This window comes from Leifsonia sp. AG29 (assembly GCF_009765225.1).
In the GTDB taxonomy this organism is placed as follows: Bacteria; Actinomycetota; Actinomycetes; order Actinomycetales; family Microbacteriaceae; genus Leifsonia.
Map to the genome: position 1 here is coordinate 494,415 of NZ_VMSF01000001.1, position 17,227 is coordinate 511,641.

Sequence of the window (17,227 nt, forward strand, 5' to 3'; positions counted from 1 at the left end):
GAAAACGCTAGAATATCAATAGACAGGTTCACCGACCCGAGGGGAGCAGCCACCATGAAGATGCAGGCCATGACCGATGACCGCCGCGACGACGGCCACGGCGGCACGGCGATCGGACGCTCCGGCTCATTCCCGCTCGCCCGACCGCACGCCGCCCTCGCCCTCACCGACGCCCTGATCGTCATCGCGGCCCTCCTGGCCAGCACCTTCGTCGCCGGTGCCGCCCAGCTCCTGAGCATCACGGGCGCCATCGCGGCAGCGGTCCTCGCGGCCGGCTGGGTGATCGCGCTCCGCGTCGGCAACACGCGCGATGAGCGCATCCTCGGGTCGGGCACGGCCGAGTTCCGGCGCGTGCTCGTCTCGTCGCTCTCGTTCGCAGGGTCGGCCCTGCTGCTGTTCGCGATCTTCGGCGCCGACCTCGCCACCGGTCATGTCGTCATCGCCCTTCCGCTCGGGGTCGTCCTCCTCGTCCTCAGCCGGGCGGTGTGGCGGCTCGTCCTCCGGCGCCTCCGGCGCCGCGGCGCAGGCCTCCTTCCGGTGCTGGTCGCCGGGGAGAACGCGGCGCGCGTGAGCGGCCACCTGACGGCCGACCCCGCGGCGAGCGGCCTGCGACCGATCGCCGTCCTGCCCGGCGCACTCGACCACGCGGAGGTGGTGCGCAGGGCGGTCGCCGCGCACGCGGGCGCGGTCGTGCTCGCCGGCGACATCGGCGACCCCCGCGATGCGCAGCACCTCATGTGGTCCCTCCAGGACCGGGGCATCGATGTCATCGTCAGCACCGACCTCCCCGACGTCGCTCCGTCCCGGCTCGCGTACCGCGTTGCCGACGGGCTTCCGCTCGCCCACCTCCGAGGACGACGGACGCATTCGGTCGGCCGCGTGGTCAAGGGCGCCATCGACCGCGTGGGCGCGGCCGTCGGCCTCGTGCTCCTCGCGCCGGTCTTCGCTGCTGTCGCCCTGCTGATCCGCCTCGACGACCGCGGCCCGGTGTTCTTCCGTCAGGAGCGCGTCGGACGCGACGGTCGACGCTTCCGCATGCTCAAGTTCCGCACGATGTGCGTCGACGCCGAGAAGCGGCTCGAGGAGCTGCGCGACGCGAACGACAGTTCCGGGCCCCTGTTCAAGATCCGCCACGACCCGCGCATCACCCGGGTCGGGCGCACACTCCGCAAGTACTCGATCGACGAACTGCCGCAGCTCTGGAACGTCCTCGTCGGCGACATGAGCCTCATCGGCCCGCGACCGGCCCTGCCCTCCGAGGTCGCCTCGTACCCCGACCACGCCACCCGCCGCCTCCTCGTGCAGCCGGGCATGACCGGGCTCTGGCAGGTCAGCGGCCGCGCCGACCTCTCCTGGGAGGCGGGGCTGCGGCTCGACCTGTCGTACGTCGACAACTGGTTCCTCCACCGCGACGTCGCGATCCTCGCCCGGACCGCCGGGGTCCTCGTCCGCCCGCGCGGCGCGTACTGACGCACCGACTTCCACACCTCCAGCCACCCTCCCGACACCCACCCCGAAGGAGAACCCCATGAAGAACAAGCTCATCGCCCCGCTCGGCGTCCTCGTCCTCAGCGCCCTCGCGCTGACGGGCTGCAGCGCGGCCGACTCCGCGAAGCCCACCCCGACGCCGTCGAGCACGAGCACCGCCGCCCCGGTGCCCGAGGTCGAGAAGAAGGCGATCGCCTGCGAGGACGGCAAGGCGACGGTGACCGAGAACAACATCGAGGCGACCATCGAGGGCGACTGCGCGACCGTCGAGGTGAAGGCGTCCAGCAGCATCGTCAAAGTCGGCGCGGTCGGCACCCTGACGATCGAGGGGGCGATCAACAAGGTCGTCGCCTCCTCCATCGACCAGCTCTCGATCACCGGGAACGGGAACACCGTCGTGACGCCCACCGAGCCGCTCGTCACCGACAACGGCGACCAGAACGAGGTCCTGAAGGAGGAGCGGGCCGGCTGACCGGTTCCGTCAGCGGGCCCGCGACCGGAGGCGCGTCTCCTCCAGATCGAGCAGGGACTGAGCATCCGTGAGGATGCGCGACGGGTAGGAGCCGCGTGCGCGCTCGAGCAGCAGGCGGCTCCGCTCGGCGTCCACCACGGCGAGCCGGAGAGTCCGGTACACGTGGTGGGGCCGGTTCTCGGCGGGCGTCTCGCTTGCGAGTGCCCGCTCCCAAGCCGACTCGGCCCGCAGGTAGGAGGACTGCCGTACTCGCTCCACGACCTCCGGATCGATCGGCCCCGTCGTGCCGGCGACCGTCTCCGGGTCGTCGAGCACGGCGAGGCCAGCCTCGCTGAGATCGTCCAGCAGCCGGGCGAGCAATCGCCGGTCCTCTCCGGCGTCGGCGCCCTGAAGCCCGAGGGCGCGGATCAGCCAGGGGAGCGTTCCTCCCTGCACCACCAGGCTGACGAAGGCGACCGTGAACGCTATGAGGATCAGCTGCGGGCGGTACGGGATCTCGGCGGGGAGCGACTGGGCGGCCGCGAGGGTGACGACACCGCGCATGCCGGCCCACCCGAGCACGACGCCGCCCCGCCAATCGATGGCCTCCTGGCGGTACTCCTCCAGATCGGTGCGGTGCCGCGCGTAGCGCTGCTCGGCCCGGAGCTTCCGGAGCGCCTGCCAGCGAAACCGGACCGGATGGTCGCGGAAGTAGCTGATCATCAACCACTCCCGGAGCACCGCGCGCTCGGCGCGCTCGGCGCGTCTTCGCAAGCCGTAGATCAGCGGCACGATCAGCACGAACCGGATGACGACCAGCGCGCCGAGGGCGATCAGGCCGAGACCGATCGCGTCCCACACGCTCAGGATCTCCGGATGCTCGACATCGGTGATGAGCGTCCGGAGCTCGAGGCCGATCAGGAGGAAGACTCCGTTCTCGAGCAGGAACTGGATGGTCCTCCAGTTGATCGCGTCGCTGATGCGCGCCTGGGCGCTGAACTCGCGCGGCGCGGCGTGGCCGGTGTAGAGCCCGGTCACGACGACCGCGAGGACGCCCGAGCCGTGGAGCGCCTCCGTGGGAGCGAACGCCGCGAACGGGACGATGACCGACAGCGCCGTGTCGAGAACGGGGTCGCTCAGCTTGGAGCGCACCCACACCGAGACGAATCCGACCACCAGCCCGACCACGAGCGCGATCACGACGGCCGAGACGAAGTCGCCGACGCCCTGCCACGGCGTGGTGGCCGCGCCGAGCGCCACGGCCAACGCGGTCCGCAGCAGCACCAGGGCGGTGGCGTCGTTGACGAGACCCTCTCCCTCCAGGACGGTGAGGAGGCGCGGGGGCAGTCCGAGCCGGCGGCCGACCGAGGTCGCGGCCACCGCGTCCGGCGGGCTGATGATCGCTCCCAGGGCGATCGCCGCGGCGAGGTCGAGGGCCGGGAGGAGCGTGAAGAGCACGAACCCGGCGGCGAAGGCGGTGATGATGACGAGCACGACCGAGAGCCCCGCGATCGGAGCCAGGTTGCGACGGAAGTCCGTCAGCGGAGTGCTGATCGCCGCCGCGTAGAGGATCGGCGGGAGGAGCCCGTCGAGGATGATCTCAGGCGGCACCTCGATCGAGGGGACGCCGGGCAGGAACGACAGCGTCACCCCGACGATGACCAGGATGATCGGCGCCGCGACACCGAGACGCCGGGCGAACGCGGCCACCCCGACGATCACCGCGACGGCGATGACCGCGTAGACGCCGAGTTCCATGCGTCAAGAGTATGAGAGAACGTTCAGCGTGCGCGCAGTCCGTCGATCGCCATCGCGATGACGCGGTCGCGCTGAGCGTCGTCGTCGAAGGCGACACCGGCGATGCCGGACACCATGCGGATCACATCGCCGATGGTCGCGTCGGCCCGCAGCTCGCCGGCCTCCTGGGCGCGGCGCAGCAGCGGCGCACCCGCGTCGTAGAGGGAGGTGCGGCAGCTGAGGAGCACGGGCGACTCCTTGTTGAGTCCCTCCAGCAGAGCGCGCTTGGTGCCGATGTAGACCACGAACCGGGCCAGCCAGGCCGTGACCGCCTCCCAGGGTTCGAGTGCCTCCGCCTCGTGCGCCGCGCGCACCACGGCGTCGACCTCGTCGACGTACACCGCCTCGACGAGGGCGTCGCGGGTGGGGAAGTTGCGGTACAGGGTGCCGATGCCGACGCCCGCCCGGCGCGCGATGTCCTCGAGGGAGGCGCCCGTGCCGTCCGCTGCGAAGGCCTCGCGGGCGGCGGCGAGCAGCGCGTCGAAGTTTCGCCGGGCGTCCGCCCGCTGCGGGCGGACGATGCCGGCGCGCACGGTGTCGGTGGCGCTCACGGCGGGTCCTTTCGGGTCGTCGGAAAGAAGGGGTTGCAAACCGGAGGCCGCCTCCGGTAATGTCGTATCCACAAACCGGAGGCTCCCTCCGATCGGAGCCAGCCTCCATTCTACGCCCTTCCCGCTCGAGATCGGCATCCTCTTCGAGAAACGGACACTCACCGACATGTCTCGACCCCACCCCTGGCGGACCTTCGCCATCCTGGCGCTCAGCGTCGGGTCCTTCGCCATCCTCCAGTCCCTCGTCGTCCCCGTCCTCCCCGTGATCCAGGCCGATCTCGGCACGACCACCTCCGGTGTCACCTGGACCATGACCGCGTGGCTCATCGTCGCCGCGGTCGCCACACCGCTGCTCGGGCGCGTCGGCGACCTCCGCGGCAAGCGTCGCGTGCTCGTGCTGGCCCTTCTCGCGGTCGGCCTCGGCAGCGTGATCGCCGCCGTCGCTCCGACCATCGGCGTGCTCATCGCCGGCCGCGTCGTCCAGGGGCTCGGCGGCGCGATGTTCCCGCTGGCCTTCGGCATCATCCGGGACGAGTTCCCGGCCCACCGCCTCCCGTCCGCCATCGGCGCGATCGCCTCCATCATCGCCATCGGCAGCGGGCTCGGCACCGTGCTCGCGGGGCCGCTCGCCGCGGCGCTGAGCTGGCGCGGGCTGTTCCTCATCCCCGTCGCGCTGACCACGGTGGCCGCCGTGCTGGCGCTCGCCTTCATCCCCGAGTCGCCGGAGCGGGCCACGGGAGGCGTGAATCCGTGGGCCGGGCTCCTCCTTTCCGGGTGGCTCGTCGCCCTGCTCCTTCCGCTCAGCACGGGAGCGCAGTGGGGCTGGGGCTCGCCCGCGGTCGTCGGGCTGTTCGTGCTGGCCGCTCTGCTCCTCGCGGCTTGGATCGTCGTCGAGCTCCGCTCACGGCACCCGCTCGTCGACATGCGCCTCATGCGCGAGCCGGGCGTGTGGTCCATGAACGCGGCGGCCGTCTTCATCGGCGCGTCCATGTTCGCGGTGTTCGCGTACTTCCCGCGCTTCGTGCAGACGCCGGTCGCCAGCGGGTACGGGCTGGGCGCGACCGTCGCCGGTTCTGGCCTGCTGATGCTTCCGATGCTGGTGACGATGGCTGTGACCGGGTTCCTGAGCGGGCCGCTCGCCCGGTGGATCGGCTTCCGTGCTCAGATCGTGCTCGCGGCGCTCGTGATGGGGGCGTCGAGTCTTTCGCTCGCCTTCCTCCACGGCACCCTCCTCGCGGTCGCCTCGGCCTCGGGAGCTTTCGGGATCGGCCTCGGCATCATCTACGCCGCTATCACGAGCGTGGTGGTCCAGAGCGTTCCCGCCACCCAGACCGGCATCGCGAGCGGGATGAACGCCAACCTCCGCACCGTCGGCTCAGCGATCGGGGCCGCGGTCATGACGGCGCTCGTGACCGGAACGATCGGGCGCGGCGGTCTCCCGGCCGAGTCCGGCTACACCGAGGGCTTCGCGACGGCGGGCCTGCTGGCTGTCGCCGCCGGAGTGGTCACGGTGGTCGCGGTGGTGCTCATGCGGGCCCGCGAACGCCGGGTACAGGCCGCCGAGCAGGTGGCCGCCGTCGCCGGTCTCGCCCGGATGGAGGCGGACACCGCGGACGCCGCCCGGGCGGAGGCCGAAGAGATGGCCCGTCTCGTCGCACACGTCGAGCGCGACCTCGGGCTCGAAGTCGGTGGGGCGGCGCAGCCGGGGAGGCGCGACTCGCTCGAAGTGGCCTGAGCCCTCGTGGTTCGTTGTCCGCTGAGGCGGCGGTCCGGGTCAGGCCCGGGCCGCCGCCTCGCTGCGCCAGCGGGCGAGGAGCGCCCACGGGTCGCCGACGCCCTCCGCCAGCCCGGCGATGTGCCGCAGCAGGTCGTCGTCCGTCTCGAACCACTCGGTGCCGGGGATCCGGAGGCGCGCGAACTGGGCGTGCCTCCGCTGCTCGACGGTGCGGTCGCCCCGCTCGAAGGCCACCACCTCGTCGTGCGGCAGGCTCGCGAACCGCTGAGACGGATTGGCGGACGTCCCGATCTTGATCCGGTCGCGGTAGCGCAGGTAGTAGACGACGTCCACCCGGGAGGCGCGGGAGTCGTCCGGTGGAGGCTCGCCCACCCTCCACTCGCAGACCGCGCAGAGCCACCCGGAGGGGTACCGGACCCCGAGCCGGGACCCGCAGAACGCGCACGGCGACGGGAGCAGATCGGTCGTCCCGAACTCGCCCGCCACCCAGTCGTGGGCTTCCAGCAGGTGGGGGAGGCACAGCGGCACCGGGGCGTCGGCCGGCACCGCCCCTCCGCAGAGGGCGCACCCGGGAGCGTGATCCGACACGCTGGGAGCGTACGCCCGACGGACGACAGCGGCCGCCCGGCCCCGGCCGGCCGGCCCCTCCCGGAGCCGTTGAACGATTGAACGGTCGCTCGTGGCCCCCTCAGGGCGTCGTGGAGGCGGCGAGGGGGCCATTGGTGACGGCTCACGCGGCCCCGAGGGTCCGAGGCCTGTGGATAACCGGTCGCGGCGAGGGCGTTCGGCTTTCGGCTCCCGCAAAGCCGGTTACGGCAGGCTGACCCGGTACGACATCCGAAGGGAGCCGAGTGAGACGCGTCGAGACCGTGATGGGCATCCCGATGTCGGTCGACCTGCGGGCCGACGACGCCGCGGCCGCTGCCGCCGCCGAGGCCGCCTTCGCCGTGCTCGAGGCCGCCGACCGGCGATTCAGCCGCCACCGGCCCGACAGCGAGCTGTCGGCGCTGAACCGCGGCAGCCTCCCCGAGGAGGAACGGAGCGCCGATCTGCGGGAGGTGCTGGCCATCGGCGAGCAGCTGCACGTCGCCACGTCGGGCGCCTTCACCCTGCGGGCGGCAGACGGCAGCATCGACACGGACGGCATCGTGAAGGGGTGGGCGGCCGACCGGGCGGCCCGAGCGCTGCGGAGTCACGGCATCCGGTCGTTCTGCCTCAACGCGGGCGGCGACGTCGCGGTCGGGGCAGCACCCGAGGGGCAACCGGCCTGGAACATCGGCATCCGATCGCCGGAGTCACCCGATCGCATGCTCGCCGTGCTGACCGTCGCCGATGGTGCTGTGGCCACGTCCGGGGCGTACGAGCGCGGCGAGCACATCGTCGACGGGCGCACCGGGGCCCCGGCGCGGGCGCTCGCGAGCGCCACCGTGCTCGCGCCGGACCTGACGACCGCCGACGTGCTCGCAACGGCGGTCTTCGCGATCGGGGAGGCGGGGGTCGGCTGGGCGCTCGGGCACGGGGCGACCGGCGTGCTCGCCCTCACAGCTGATGGCCGCCTCCTCGCGGCGGGCACCGTACCGTTCGCGCGGTGACGCGGGCCGCCGAGAGACGCCGTCGCTGTCAGCGCGGAGGAAAGCAGCGGATCAGCGTGAGCGTCCCCTCCACGCCCAACTCACCATCGCCGTAAGCGGTGAGGACGGTCGCGCCGCGCTTCAGCGGGATCTCGCTGCCGTCGCGTCGCCCGACGAGAGCGCCCTCGCCGTCGATGATGACGAGCACCGAGAAGGAGGGCTCGAGCTCCCTGCTGCCGGAGATCCGGATGCGTTCGGCCCCGAAGAACGGGTCGGCGTCGGCCGGGAAGAGTTCGTCGCCGCGGCCGCTTCGAAGCCGCGCGATCGCGTCGGCGTCCGTCGGCCGGCGGTTCAGCCCGCCGATGGCGGTGTCGAGGTCGAGCCCGAGGAGGGCGTCGGCGGCGGGGAGCCCGCGACGCTCGAGCAGCATGGAGAGGTCGGTCGGCTGCTGGAGCTCGACCAGGGTGACGCCGGGACCGATCGCGTGCGCGAGGCCGGCGGGCACGAGGAGGGTGTCCCCGGCGGCAAGCGGGAGCCGGTTCATGGCGGCGAGCATCGCCTCGGCGTCCTGACCGTCCCACCAGTCGCGGACCTCGGCCTCGGTCACCTGGCGCGCGAAGCCGAGCGTCGCGTAGGCACCGGGCTGCGCCTCCAGGATCGCCCAGGCCTCGGTCTTGCCGTGCGGGCTGCGGAGGTGCCGGGCCGCGAACGCGTCATCCGGGTGATAGTGCACGAACAGTCGCTCGGCCGTGTCGAGGAGCTTCACGAGGAGCATGGTGCGCGCGCCGAACCGGTGGAGGTGCTCCTCGCCGAGGAAGTGCACCGGATCCGCTAGGACCGCGTCGCGCAGCGTGCGGCCGTCCGGCAGAACGGTGAGCCCGACGCCTCCACCCGACCAGATCTCGGTGGTCGAGGCGACGAAGTCCTCCGGGACCGACTCGCCGGGCTGCGGGGTGCCCCGGAACCGGGCGATCCCGGCGCCGCCCCGGTACGGACGGTCGAGCGGCTGGTTGGGGCCGAGGAGGAGCGGAGTCATCATCGTCCAGCACGCTACCCGCATGTCGCTCGCCCAGAGGCTGGGCCGGGGTCGCCGGCGTCGCTACGCGTACACGCGCCGGTGGTACGCTCCGGGCATTCCCGCCCCTGCGGAGCAAGGAGACATCGTGACCGAGGACGTGCCCGTCAGCGACCTCCGCGAGTACATCGAGTACCTGCGCGAGCGCGGTTACTCCGTGCAGAACGGGCACACCCCCGACCCGGACCTCATCGACCCGGAAGGCAACCCGGTCTACACGTGGCAGGAGGGTTACCCGTACGACGAGCTGATGAGCCGCGAGGAGTACGAGGTCGAGAAGTACCGCCTCCAAGTGGAGCTGCTCAAGTTCCAGTACTGGCTGGAGGACAACGACCGCCAGGCGATCATCGTCTTCGAGGGACGCGACGCGGCCGGCAAGGGAGGGACGATCAAGCGGTTCACGGAGCACCTCAACCCGCGCACCTCCCGGGTCGTCGCGCTCTCGAAGCCGAGTGACCGCGAACGGGGTCAGTGGTACTTCCAGCGCTACATCCAGCACCTCCCGACCGCCGGCGAGATCGTGATGTTCGACCGTTCCTGGTACAACCGGGCGGGCGTCGAGCGCGTGATGGGGTTCTGCAGCGACGACGAGTACGAGCAGTTCATGTCCCAGGCGCCCGCCTTCGAGAAGATGCTCGTCGACTCGGGCATCCACCTGACCAAGTTCTGGTTCTCGGTTTCGCGCACCGAGCAGCGCACGCGGTTCGCGATCCGTCAGCTCGACCCGGTCCGGCGCTGGAAGCTCTCGCCGATGGACCTGGCCTCCCTCGACAAGTGGGACGAGTACACGGCCGCCAAGGAGAAGATGCTCCGCCGCACGGACAAGCGGCACGCCCCTTGGACCATCGTCCGCTCCAACGACAAGAAGCGTGCCCGGGTCAACGCCATGCGGTTCTTCTTGAACCAGTTCGACTACGAGGGCAAGGACTCGTCGGTCGTGACGCGCCCCGACCCGCTGCTCGTGATGCGTGGGAAGCAGGAGGGCCTGGAGGAGTAGGGACGTCGGTGCCGGCCCCGCCCTCTGCCGTTCCTCAGAGGCTGTCCGGGTCGAGGTTGAGCCGGGTGGAGGCGTACAAGGTCTGAGCACCGGTGATGGTGCCGAGATCCGAGTTGAGCCAGACGAGGTCTTGGACGGTGATGCCGAACCTCGCCGCCACCGCATCGGTCGTGTCCCCCTGCGCCACGTCGTAGTGCTTGGGGGCGCCGGCGGCGGTCGTCGCGCTCACGGTGCCCATGGCGTTCGGCCGCGCCCCGCCGTCGACCGTGTGGACGTTCGACTGCCGGACCGGGACGGACCACCGCACGGTGTTCACCGCGAGGACCTTGTCGGGCCCGAGCTCCTGCGGCACATCGTCGGATGCGGAGGCGGATGAGTAGGTCACCAGCGCCTTCAGATAGGAGGGTTGCCCCTCCTCGATGGGGCCGACGGACGACGCGGCCCCGCTCGTCGGGCCGCCAAGCAGATGATCGCCGACGCCGTGGAAGGTGAGACCGTCGCCGACGCGCGGAGGGATCTCGAGCAGGGTCACCGAGACCGGGATGGGCACCGTCGAGGTAAACCTGGAGTACTGGGCCGAATAGGTGTTGTCGCCGTCCGAGACGATCCGGTAGTGGAAGTGGATGCTGCCCTTCGGTGAAGCGACGTCGCCCTCGGCCACGACGGTTCCCGTGGGCACCGGCGTGAGGGTCGGCGGCGGGGGAGGCGGCGCGGTCGGCGTCGGGCTCGCTGAGCTCACGGTGCTCTCGCGGGCGGCCGTGGCCGTCGGCGAGGCCTTCGGTGTCTTGCGCGCATGCGTATGCGTCGCTGACGGGCCCGATGCCTGCGCCTGACCCAGCAGAGCGCATCCCGACAGGACCATGGCTGCGATCATCACGGCGCCGATGGCCCCCGCGAATCGACGTGTCTTTCGAATCACTCGTCTACCCCCGTGAAGCACCCTATATGCGGCGGGGGACAGAGTGGGATGTGCCGGCCGTCATGGGGCTTCGACACGCCTCCACCGACATGCCGACCGCCGACGGGCCCGGGCCCTCGAGCCCTGCCCGCCGGCGGTCATGACTCAGTGCAGCGGGAGCTCCTCCAGGGAGAACACCCGGCTCGTCAACGGGGTGCCGAAGAGGTAAGTGTCCATCTGGGAGTTGGTGACGAGCAGCCGGTCGTGTGCGATGGCCACGCCGGTGGTCGTGTCAGCTCCGGTGAACGTCCGCTCCGAGACGACGGTGCCCGTGTCATCGGCGGAGAGCCGCACGGTTGTGATCTCGTTGTCGACCGAGCGGGCGATGTACAGCGTGTTCCCCTGCCGGACGATGCCATCGGCGCTCGGCAGCGCAGGGGCGGAGATCTTCCGAATTCCACCGGTGGCCAGGTCGAGCCGGTACAGGGCGCCCGAGTACCAGTAGCCGATGATCAGGGAACGGCCGTCCGGACCCATGACGATGCCATTGCCGTTGGACTGGCCCGAGATGTAGTCCGGCAGCCGGTAGGCGACCTGGAGGGTCCGGTGCGTGTCCCCGGGGAGCGCCTGAACCTGGGCTGCGGGAATGCGGTAGACGACCGCCCGGAAGGAATCAGTGATGTACACGTCCCCATCGGGGGCGATGGCTTCGTCGTTCACGAGAGTCTTCTCGCCGGTGTCCGGGACGGAGTAGGAGCCTACGAGCTTCCCGGTGCTCGTGTAGATGAAGAAGCGACCGGTGAACCCGCCGGCCACCAGGAGGCGGTCGCCGGCGATCTTGACCCCGGTCGCCTGCGTGCGGCCGTCCTCGCCCCCGCGAAGGAAGGGTTCGAGGGTCGGCGCGCCGAGGCGGCCCCGGTAGACGGTGCCGTCGGCGATGCTCGTGGTGTAAACGAAGCGGCCATCGGAGGCGACGCTCTCCGGGAAGGCGTTCGCGCCATCGATCGTCACCGCCTGAGCGGCCTCGTTACGGGATTCTGCCGATGCGGTGGTCGCCGGCGCGGCCGCGATCAAGCCGACGGCGACAACCGCCGCGGCGACGGAAGAGCCGATAGCGCGCCATGAGGCACCGGATCGGATGCCCGCGATGGCGCGGCCGACACCGACACCTTCGGTATTGACAATTGACACAGTACTTCTCCTTTCTCGCGCGGCCGGTCGGTTGGCTGCCGCGCAGTTTCGATGAGACTGGACCGAGGATTCGGTTCAACAGAAAGCGCCTCCGGTCCGGCCCGAACTACGGCGCTCGCCCAGATCAGCAGGACGCGCACCGGCGCATGCGATGCCTCCTGTTCGAACCCATCCTCAAGCGGCGCGAAGTGCGTCTCGGACGGCTGCCCGGGCGGTCACGGGGGTCCGGCCGAGGAGGCGCTCCAGATCGCGGCTTTCGGTGGCGAGCTCGCCTCGGGAGAGCCCCGCGTCCGCGTCGGCGAGGACCTCGGCGAGTTCGGCGGGGAGGCCCGCTTCTGCGAGGGTCCTGGCGAAAGCGGCGACGGGGAGATCGTGATACTCGATCGGAAGGCCGGTCTCGGCGGCGATGATGTCCGCCAAGGCGTGGAGCGTGAATCCGTGGCCACCGAGTTCGTAGGTCTCGCCGTCGTGCCCGTCTCCGGTCAGTACGGCGGCCGCGGCGGCGGCGAGGTCGTCGCGCGAGGCGCCTGCCACCGTTCCTGTGCCCGCGGCCCCGACGATGACTCCGCTTCGGAGGATGGACTCAAGCTGGCTGGTGTAGTTCTCCAGATACCAACCGTTGCGGAGGATCGTGAAGGGCGTGCCGCTCGCTCGCAGGTACTGCTCCGTCTTCCAGTGCTCATCCGCGAGCCGCATCCGCGCGGAACCCGCGTTGAGTGTGCTCGTGTAGACGATTCGGCGGACGTTGCATGCCCGCGCGGCGTCGATCACCCGACGATGGTTGTCGAATCGTTCTCCGACCGTGGTCGTGGAGACCAGGAGGAGCCGGTCGACGTCCGTCAGTGCGCTCTGCAGCCCGGCCGGGTCGCTGAAATCCACAGCTCGCGTGAGGACTCCGCGCTCCGCGAGCTGGTGCAGCCTCCCGACATCGCGACCGGTCGCAATGATCTCACCCGCTGAGACGCCTTGGGCGAGCAGGTTCTCGACCACCCGGCGTCCGAGCTGTCCGCTTGCGCCTGTGACCATGATCGTCATGTTCGTGCTGTTCCTTTCGTAGGGCTCTGTGCCTTCGTCTCGGGAAGATGCGCCGCGGGAGTGCGCCACGGCAATTACGCTAGAACCTGACACCAATGTCAGGGTCAAGTCGTCGTGGCAGAGAAGGGAGTCGGCGGATGCGGATCGGAGATCTCGCGCGCCGCACGGGCGCGAGCGTGCGCTCACTGCGGTACTACGAACAGCAGGGACTGCTCGTGAGCGAACGGAGCCCCAGCGGTCAGCGCCTCTACTGCGAAGAGGCGGTGGAGCGGGTCGAATTCGTCCAGCGACTTCTCGCGGCCGGCCTGTCGAGCGCCACGATCCTCCAGCTGCTTCCGTGTGTCGATGCTCCGAGCAGCGACAACTCCGCGGCCGCGCTCGAGCGTATGGCCCACGAGCGGGTGCGCCTGTCAGAGCGAATCGCTGACCTCATCGCCACCCGCGACGCGTTGGATGAAGCCATGGACCGCGCTCGCCGGCTGCAGCCGGCTTCGCTCACGGGGTGAACGGCGCTCCCGCCAGCGCGTGCCGAGTCCAGGTCGTGAGGATGGGCATGAGTTCGTCCATCTTGTCGATGGCGCAGTGACCGGCCCCGCGGATCAATGAGACCGTCGTGCGGTCGCGCCCCTCGAAGATGTGCGCGTCGGACGGGGGCACGTGGACATCGGCATCGCCGTTCACCACGAGCATCCGGCTCTGGTTCTGCTCGATGAGCAGGTCATCCAGCGCGAGTCCGGAGGCCGCTCGGGTCAATTCAGCGGTGGACGGGGCGTGATCGAATCCGAGCGCGTTGCCCAGGATGCCTTCCATCCCGAACAGCAGGCCCGCCAGGTTCTGCTCTCCGAACGACCGGAGGGTGACGGGGCCGCCGAGCACGATCGCTGCATCGACGACTCCGCGGAGCCCGCTGGAGGCCGAGAAGTATCCGCCGAAGCTCAGACCGAAGTGTCCCACGCGACCGCGGGTGAGCGTTCGCGCGTAGCCCACGATCTGGTCGACGATCTTGTACGAGGTAGGCGTCAGCGGCGTGTCGGTGAGTTCGCCGACGCCGGGGTGATCGAACGCGACGATCCGGGCGTTCGATGCCTGGCTCAAGGCGATCAGCATCTGATGCAGGTCCAACTTCCACGTGTCGATTCCGCCGCTGGCGATGAGGACCGGGGTCTGATCCGTGGCGTCCGGCGGGGTGAGAACGTGAACCGGCACGTCGATCGCGATTCCGGAACTGTCGAGTCGGAGAACGTGCCGCTCGAAGACAACGGGAAAGTCGGGTGATGCGGCCTCGTACTCCCGCACTTGGTCGGCGATGGCGGTGCGCCGGGAATCGGTGGCCAGGGACGGGAACTTGGCGCAACCATACGCGAGGGAGGCCGCGAGATGATCGCCCCGTTCGCTGTATCGCTCGGCTAGGCGGCTCCACTCGTACACCCACCCGCCGGGCTGATCCGACCACATGTCGGTGACACGCGATCGCACGGCGGCGATGTCTGCAGCGTTCAAGCCGAGGTTGGCGAACTGCCGGGTGCGCTCCTCGAAGAGGTTCTGCGGGTCCACAGCGAAGGTGTAGGTCATGGGGTCTCCTCTCGTCGAATCTCGACCCCAGTTTTCGGCTCATCGCACGCCGACCGGTAGAGCCGGATCCTCCTGGCCCCCATGTCGCGGTGACATGTGTTTCCGCTAAGCTCCCTCGCCATGACCGCCGACCTCTCACAGTGGCGAACGTTCGTCGCGGTCGCTGAGCAGGGCAGCATCAGCAAGGCTGCGTCGACGATGAGAATCGATCAGCCGGCGCTGAGTCGTTCGCTGCGTCGACTGGAGCGGGACATCGGGGGTGCGCTGTTCCAGCGCGGTGCTTCCGGCGTTCAGCTCACGGAGCTCGGCTCCGCGCTCCTGCCGGAGGCCGTCGAGCTGGTCGCGGCCGCTGACGCTCTGGCGGCACGTGCCGCCGAGGTGGTTCGTTCGTCGACGAGTCGGGTACGGGTCGGCACGCTCGAATACCATCCGTTCAGCGCAGCGCTGGCGTCGACTCAACGGAAGCTAGCCACCGAGCATCCGCCGGTGGTCCTCGAACTCGCCCATCTGCCCCGGTTGGGTCACGCCCAAGCTCTCCGGACGCGCGAGATCGACCTGGGTTTCTCCCTCATGATGCCGGAGGACCTGGATGCCGACGACTTCTTCGCCTACCAGGTGATCCGTGAGGAGCGCCGGCTGTACGCCATCCTTCCCGCGGATCACCCGTTGAGCGGCGAGGATTCTCTTGCGCCGGCTCTGCTCAGCGGGACTCCGCTGATCCTGCCTGATCCCAAGGACAATGCCGGCGCCTACGAGCAGATACTGTCCGCCCTGACCGACGCGGGGTACGAGGCCGGCGCGCCGGTCCGGGTGAACAGGAGCCTGACGGATGCGCTCCAGGACGTGGCACTCGGTGCCGGCTGGACGGTTGCTGCCGGGGGAGTCGCTCGCAATCCGATGCCCGGGACCGTGGCCGTGCCGCTCCCGTCCGGGATCCTCGCCGGAGTTCACCTGGTGGCCCTGTGGAGGGCGGCGTCCGAGGATCGGACGGTCCGCAGCGTGGTGCACACGTTCAGGGCCGAACTTCAGTCACGACGGGACGAGCGTTCCTGAAAATGGAGGCTCGGCCCCGAAGGCCGCGAGAGCCCCGGCCTACAGGGGCCGGGGCTCGTGAGCGGCACTCGTCGAGGTGTCAGTCGAAGTCGGCGCGGTGCTGCTCGGCCCACTGACGGAACGTGCGGGGGGCGACACCGGTGAGGTTCTGGACGTCCTCGGTGACGACGCCGGATCGGCCGACACGGAACAACTCCTGCAGATCCTTGAGGGCAAGCGCCTGCGGTTCGGGGGTCCCCCGGGAGATGTTGACCTCGAAGTACTGCTCCGGGGTCACCGGCACGAACTCGATCTCACGGCCGAGGACATCGGCAAGGGTCTCGACCTGCTCCCGGGCGCTGAGCGCCGCGGGACCGTTGAGGATGTAGCTGTTTCCTTCATGGCCGGGCTGGGTGAGCACGGCCGCGGCGACGCGGGCCAGGTCGTAAGGGTCGATCGGCGAGGTGAGGCCGGGCTCGGTGGGGTCGTAGACCTTCCCTTCCGCGGTGATCGTGCCCTTCCACCACAGCGCATTGGAGGCGAGCGTGTTCGGCTTCAGGTAGGTGATGTCCAGGTCCGAGGCACGCAGCACGTCGTCCCGGGCGCTGATGGCCGCGCCGATGATCGGCATCGGGTGGATCGCGGTCCCGATCGAGGAGAGCACCACGACCCGGCTGACGCCCGCGGCCTTCGCGGCGTCGACGATGTACTGCGCCTGGGCGGGGACCGGGTGGGTCTGCATGAAGAAGATCCCGTCGACGCCGTCGACCGCGGAGGTGAGGGCCGCGGTGTCGTCGAGGTCGCCGATCGCGAGCTCGGCCGCCTCGGGAAGCAGCTGGCGCGCTTTCTCGGGGTTGCGGACGTAGGCGCGCACCTGGTGGCCCGCGTCGAGCAGCTCCGTGACGAGTTCGCCGCCGACGTTTCCGGTGGCTCCGGTGATGAGGAATTTCATGATGCTCCTTGTCGAGGATGGTGAGTGCTGGGGAATGGATGGGTGGATGGGCGGGGTCACCACGGGACATCGCCTTCGCGGTCCCGGTAGTGGCCGGTCAGGTGCCGGTCCTCACCGAGGGCGAAGCGGATGATGGCGTCCGTGCCGTCGGTGACCGAGTGCCCCATACCGCCGGACAAGGCGGTGGCCGTCAGCCCGGGGTCGGCGGCATTGATCCGGATGCCCGGGAGACGCCGGGCATAGCGGACGGTGAGCATGTTGATCGCCGCCTTCGAGGCCGCGTACAACGGGCTCCCGGCCCGCGACTCGATGGTCGAGGGATCGTGGAAGCGGGCCAGCGACCCCAGGCCGCTGGTCACGTTCACGATGCTCGGCTCAGCGGCGCGTTCCAGCAGGGGCAGGAACGCGTGGATGACGCGCACGTAGCCGACGACGTTGGTCGCCAGCACCTCCTCCATGCCGGCGGCGGTGAGGTCGTGGACATCGACCTGCGGACCGGTGATGCCGGCGTTGTTGACGAGGATGTCCAGGCGCCCGGCTTCAGCCTCGACCTGGGCAGCGGCTGCCGCTACCGACTCGTCCGAGGTGACGTCCAGAGCGACGAACCTCGCGCCGATCTGCGCTGCCGCAGCCGTGCCGCGGTCGGGGTTGCGGGCGCCGACGTACACGGTGCAGCCCGCCTCGGCGAGGCGTCGGGCGGTCTCGAGCCCTATGCCCTGGTTCGCCCCGGTGACGAGCGCCACCGGAGCTTGCTCATTCGGTGATGTCATGCATCTCCTCCTTTCGGTCCGGGACTCGTTCCCCGGCCGAGAACAACTCTGCTGATCGCCGGGCGACGCAGCGTGGCCCAGCCTGTGCCACCCTGATCGGACGGGGGACGAG

Annotated in this window: 17 protein-coding genes; 7 read left to right on the top strand and 10 right to left on the bottom strand. The window is 70.2% G+C overall.

Annotation, left to right across the window (positions count from 1 at the left end):
- The first annotated feature begins 69 nt into the window (after positions 1 to 69).
- The gene (locus FPT20_RS02480; protein WP_158862243.1) at positions 70 to 1,470 is read left to right on the top strand and encodes a sugar transferase; all 1,401 of its coding nucleotides are present in this window, start codon (positions 70 to 72) and stop codon (positions 1,468 to 1,470) included.
- A 58-nt stretch (positions 1,471 to 1,528) separates the two neighbouring features.
- Entirely contained in the window at positions 1,529 to 1,960 is a 432-nt protein-coding gene (locus tag FPT20_RS02485; protein ID WP_158862245.1) for a DUF3060 domain-containing protein, read from the top strand.
- Positions 1,961 to 1,969: 9 nt separating this feature from the next.
- Here the strand turns inward: FPT20_RS02485 and FPT20_RS02490 are convergent, their stop codons facing one another.
- On the bottom strand, positions 1,970 to 3,697 hold the full coding sequence (locus FPT20_RS02490; RefSeq protein WP_158862247.1) for a cation:proton antiporter: 1,728 nt from the start codon (positions 3,695 to 3,697) through the stop codon (positions 1,970 to 1,972).
- Positions 3,698 to 3,720: 23 nt separating this feature from the next.
- A complete protein-coding gene (locus tag FPT20_RS02495) occupies positions 3,721 to 4,287 on the bottom strand; it encodes a TetR/AcrR family transcriptional regulator (RefSeq protein WP_158862249.1) in 567 nt (188 codons plus the stop codon).
- A gap of 166 nt (positions 4,288 to 4,453) precedes the next feature.
- On the opposite strand from FPT20_RS02495, the gene FPT20_RS02500 reads away from it, so the two are divergent.
- On the top strand, positions 4,454 to 6,022 hold the full coding sequence (locus tag FPT20_RS02500) for an MFS transporter (RefSeq protein WP_158862251.1): 1,569 nt from the start codon (positions 4,454 to 4,456) through the stop codon (positions 6,020 to 6,022).
- 39 nt (positions 6,023 to 6,061) lie between these two features.
- Here the strand turns inward: FPT20_RS02500 and FPT20_RS02505 are convergent, their stop codons facing one another.
- Positions 6,062 to 6,610 (bottom strand): GIY-YIG nuclease family protein, encoded by a 549-nt coding sequence (locus FPT20_RS02505; RefSeq protein ID WP_233265359.1) that lies wholly within the window; start codon positions 6,608 to 6,610, stop codon positions 6,062 to 6,064.
- Positions 6,611 to 6,873: 263 nt separating this feature from the next.
- On the opposite strand from FPT20_RS02505, the gene FPT20_RS02510 reads away from it, so the two are divergent.
- On the top strand, positions 6,874 to 7,614 hold the full coding sequence (locus FPT20_RS02510; RefSeq protein WP_233265360.1) for an FAD:protein FMN transferase: 741 nt from the start codon (positions 6,874 to 6,876) through the stop codon (positions 7,612 to 7,614).
- A gap of 28 nt (positions 7,615 to 7,642) precedes the next feature.
- On the opposite strand, the gene FPT20_RS02515 is transcribed toward FPT20_RS02510, so the two are convergent.
- The gene (locus FPT20_RS02515) at positions 7,643 to 8,632 is read right to left on the bottom strand and encodes a class I mannose-6-phosphate isomerase (protein WP_158862255.1); all 990 of its coding nucleotides are present in this window, start codon (positions 8,630 to 8,632) and stop codon (positions 7,643 to 7,645) included.
- A gap of 124 nt (positions 8,633 to 8,756) precedes the next feature.
- Between FPT20_RS02515 and ppk2 the strand changes: the two genes are divergently transcribed.
- Positions 8,757 to 9,665, top strand: coding sequence for a polyphosphate kinase 2 (ppk2, locus tag FPT20_RS02520; RefSeq protein ID WP_233265361.1), 909 nt, complete (start codon positions 8,757 to 8,759; stop codon positions 9,663 to 9,665).
- 34 nt (positions 9,666 to 9,699) lie between these two features.
- Here the strand turns inward: ppk2 and FPT20_RS02525 are convergent, their stop codons facing one another.
- The 3 genes from FPT20_RS02525 to FPT20_RS02535 all read right to left on the bottom strand — a co-directional run bounded on the left by FPT20_RS02525 (position 9,700) and on the right by FPT20_RS02535 (position 12,789).
- The gene (locus FPT20_RS02525; RefSeq protein WP_233265362.1) at positions 9,700 to 10,344 is read right to left on the bottom strand and encodes a LysM peptidoglycan-binding domain-containing protein; all 645 of its coding nucleotides are present in this window, start codon (positions 10,342 to 10,344) and stop codon (positions 9,700 to 9,702) included.
- Between the two features lie 384 nt (positions 10,345 to 10,728).
- On the bottom strand, positions 10,729 to 11,754 hold the full coding sequence (locus tag FPT20_RS02530; RefSeq protein WP_158862259.1) for an SMP-30/gluconolactonase/LRE family protein: 1,026 nt from the start codon (positions 11,752 to 11,754) through the stop codon (positions 10,729 to 10,731).
- A 174-nt stretch (positions 11,755 to 11,928) separates the two neighbouring features.
- On the bottom strand, positions 11,929 to 12,789 hold the full coding sequence (locus FPT20_RS02535; RefSeq protein WP_158862262.1) for an SDR family oxidoreductase: 861 nt from the start codon (positions 12,787 to 12,789) through the stop codon (positions 11,929 to 11,931).
- A gap of 137 nt (positions 12,790 to 12,926) precedes the next feature.
- Here FPT20_RS02535 and FPT20_RS02540 point away from each other — a divergent pair, with 137 nt between their 5' ends.
- Positions 12,927 to 13,295, top strand: a complete 369-nt coding sequence (locus tag FPT20_RS02540) for a MerR family transcriptional regulator (protein ID WP_158862263.1) — start codon at positions 12,927 to 12,929, stop codon at positions 13,293 to 13,295.
- Here FPT20_RS02540 and FPT20_RS02545 read toward each other — a convergent pair.
- The gene (locus FPT20_RS02545) at positions 13,285 to 14,361 is read right to left on the bottom strand and encodes an alpha/beta hydrolase (protein ID WP_158862265.1); all 1,077 of its coding nucleotides are present in this window, start codon (positions 14,359 to 14,361) and stop codon (positions 13,285 to 13,287) included. The two genes, FPT20_RS02540 and FPT20_RS02545, sit on opposite strands and share 11 nt — an antisense overlap.
- Positions 14,362 to 14,481: 120 nt before the next feature.
- On the opposite strand from FPT20_RS02545, the gene FPT20_RS02550 reads away from it, so the two are divergent.
- A complete protein-coding gene (locus FPT20_RS02550; protein WP_158862267.1) occupies positions 14,482 to 15,414 on the top strand; it encodes a LysR family transcriptional regulator in 933 nt (310 codons plus the stop codon).
- A gap of 79 nt (positions 15,415 to 15,493) precedes the next feature.
- On the opposite strand, the gene FPT20_RS02555 is transcribed toward FPT20_RS02550, so the two are convergent.
- Both FPT20_RS02555 and FPT20_RS02560 read right to left on the bottom strand, forming a co-directional pair.
- Positions 15,494 to 16,345 carry an NAD(P)H-binding protein gene (locus FPT20_RS02555; RefSeq protein ID WP_158862269.1) on the bottom strand — a complete coding sequence of 284 codons (852 nt, stop codon included), beginning with the start codon at positions 16,343 to 16,345 and terminating at the stop codon, positions 15,494 to 15,496.
- 56 nt (positions 16,346 to 16,401) lie between these two features.
- On the bottom strand, positions 16,402 to 17,115 hold the full coding sequence (locus FPT20_RS02560; RefSeq protein WP_158862270.1) for an SDR family NAD(P)-dependent oxidoreductase: 714 nt from the start codon (positions 17,113 to 17,115) through the stop codon (positions 16,402 to 16,404).
- Between the last annotated feature and the right edge of the window lie 112 nt (positions 17,116 to 17,227).

Bases quoted from the DNA above. Each gene is read 5' to 3' on its own strand.
- FPT20_RS02480 (WP_158862243.1), top strand. From the start codon at position 70: ATGACCGATGACCGCCGCGACGACGGCCACGGCGGCACGGCGATCGGA.
- FPT20_RS02485 (WP_158862245.1), top strand. From the start codon at position 1,529: ATGAAGAACAAGCTCATCGCCCCGCTCGGCGTCCTCGTCCTCAGCGCC.
- FPT20_RS02490 (WP_158862247.1), bottom strand. From the start codon at position 3,697: ATGGAACTCGGCGTCTACGCGGTCATCGCCGTCGCGGTGATCGTCGGG.
- FPT20_RS02500 (WP_158862251.1), top strand. From the start codon at position 4,454: ATGTCTCGACCCCACCCCTGGCGGACCTTCGCCATCCTGGCGCTCAGC.
- FPT20_RS02515 (WP_158862255.1), bottom strand. From the start codon at position 8,632: ATGATGACTCCGCTCCTCCTCGGCCCCAACCAGCCGCTCGACCGTCCG.
- FPT20_RS02535 (WP_158862262.1), bottom strand. From the start codon at position 12,789: ATGACGATCATGGTCACAGGCGCAAGCGGACAGCTCGGACGCCGGGTG.
- FPT20_RS02540 (WP_158862263.1), top strand. From the start codon at position 12,927: ATGCGGATCGGAGATCTCGCGCGCCGCACGGGCGCGAGCGTGCGCTCA.
- FPT20_RS02545 (WP_158862265.1), bottom strand. From the start codon at position 14,361: ATGACCTACACCTTCGCTGTGGACCCGCAGAACCTCTTCGAGGAGCGC.
- FPT20_RS02550 (WP_158862267.1), top strand. From the start codon at position 14,482: ATGACCGCCGACCTCTCACAGTGGCGAACGTTCGTCGCGGTCGCTGAG.
- FPT20_RS02555 (WP_158862269.1), bottom strand. From the start codon at position 16,345: ATGAAATTCCTCATCACCGGAGCCACCGGAAACGTCGGCGGCGAACTC.
- FPT20_RS02560 (WP_158862270.1), bottom strand. From the start codon at position 17,115: ATGACATCACCGAATGAGCAAGCTCCGGTGGCGCTCGTCACCGGGGCG.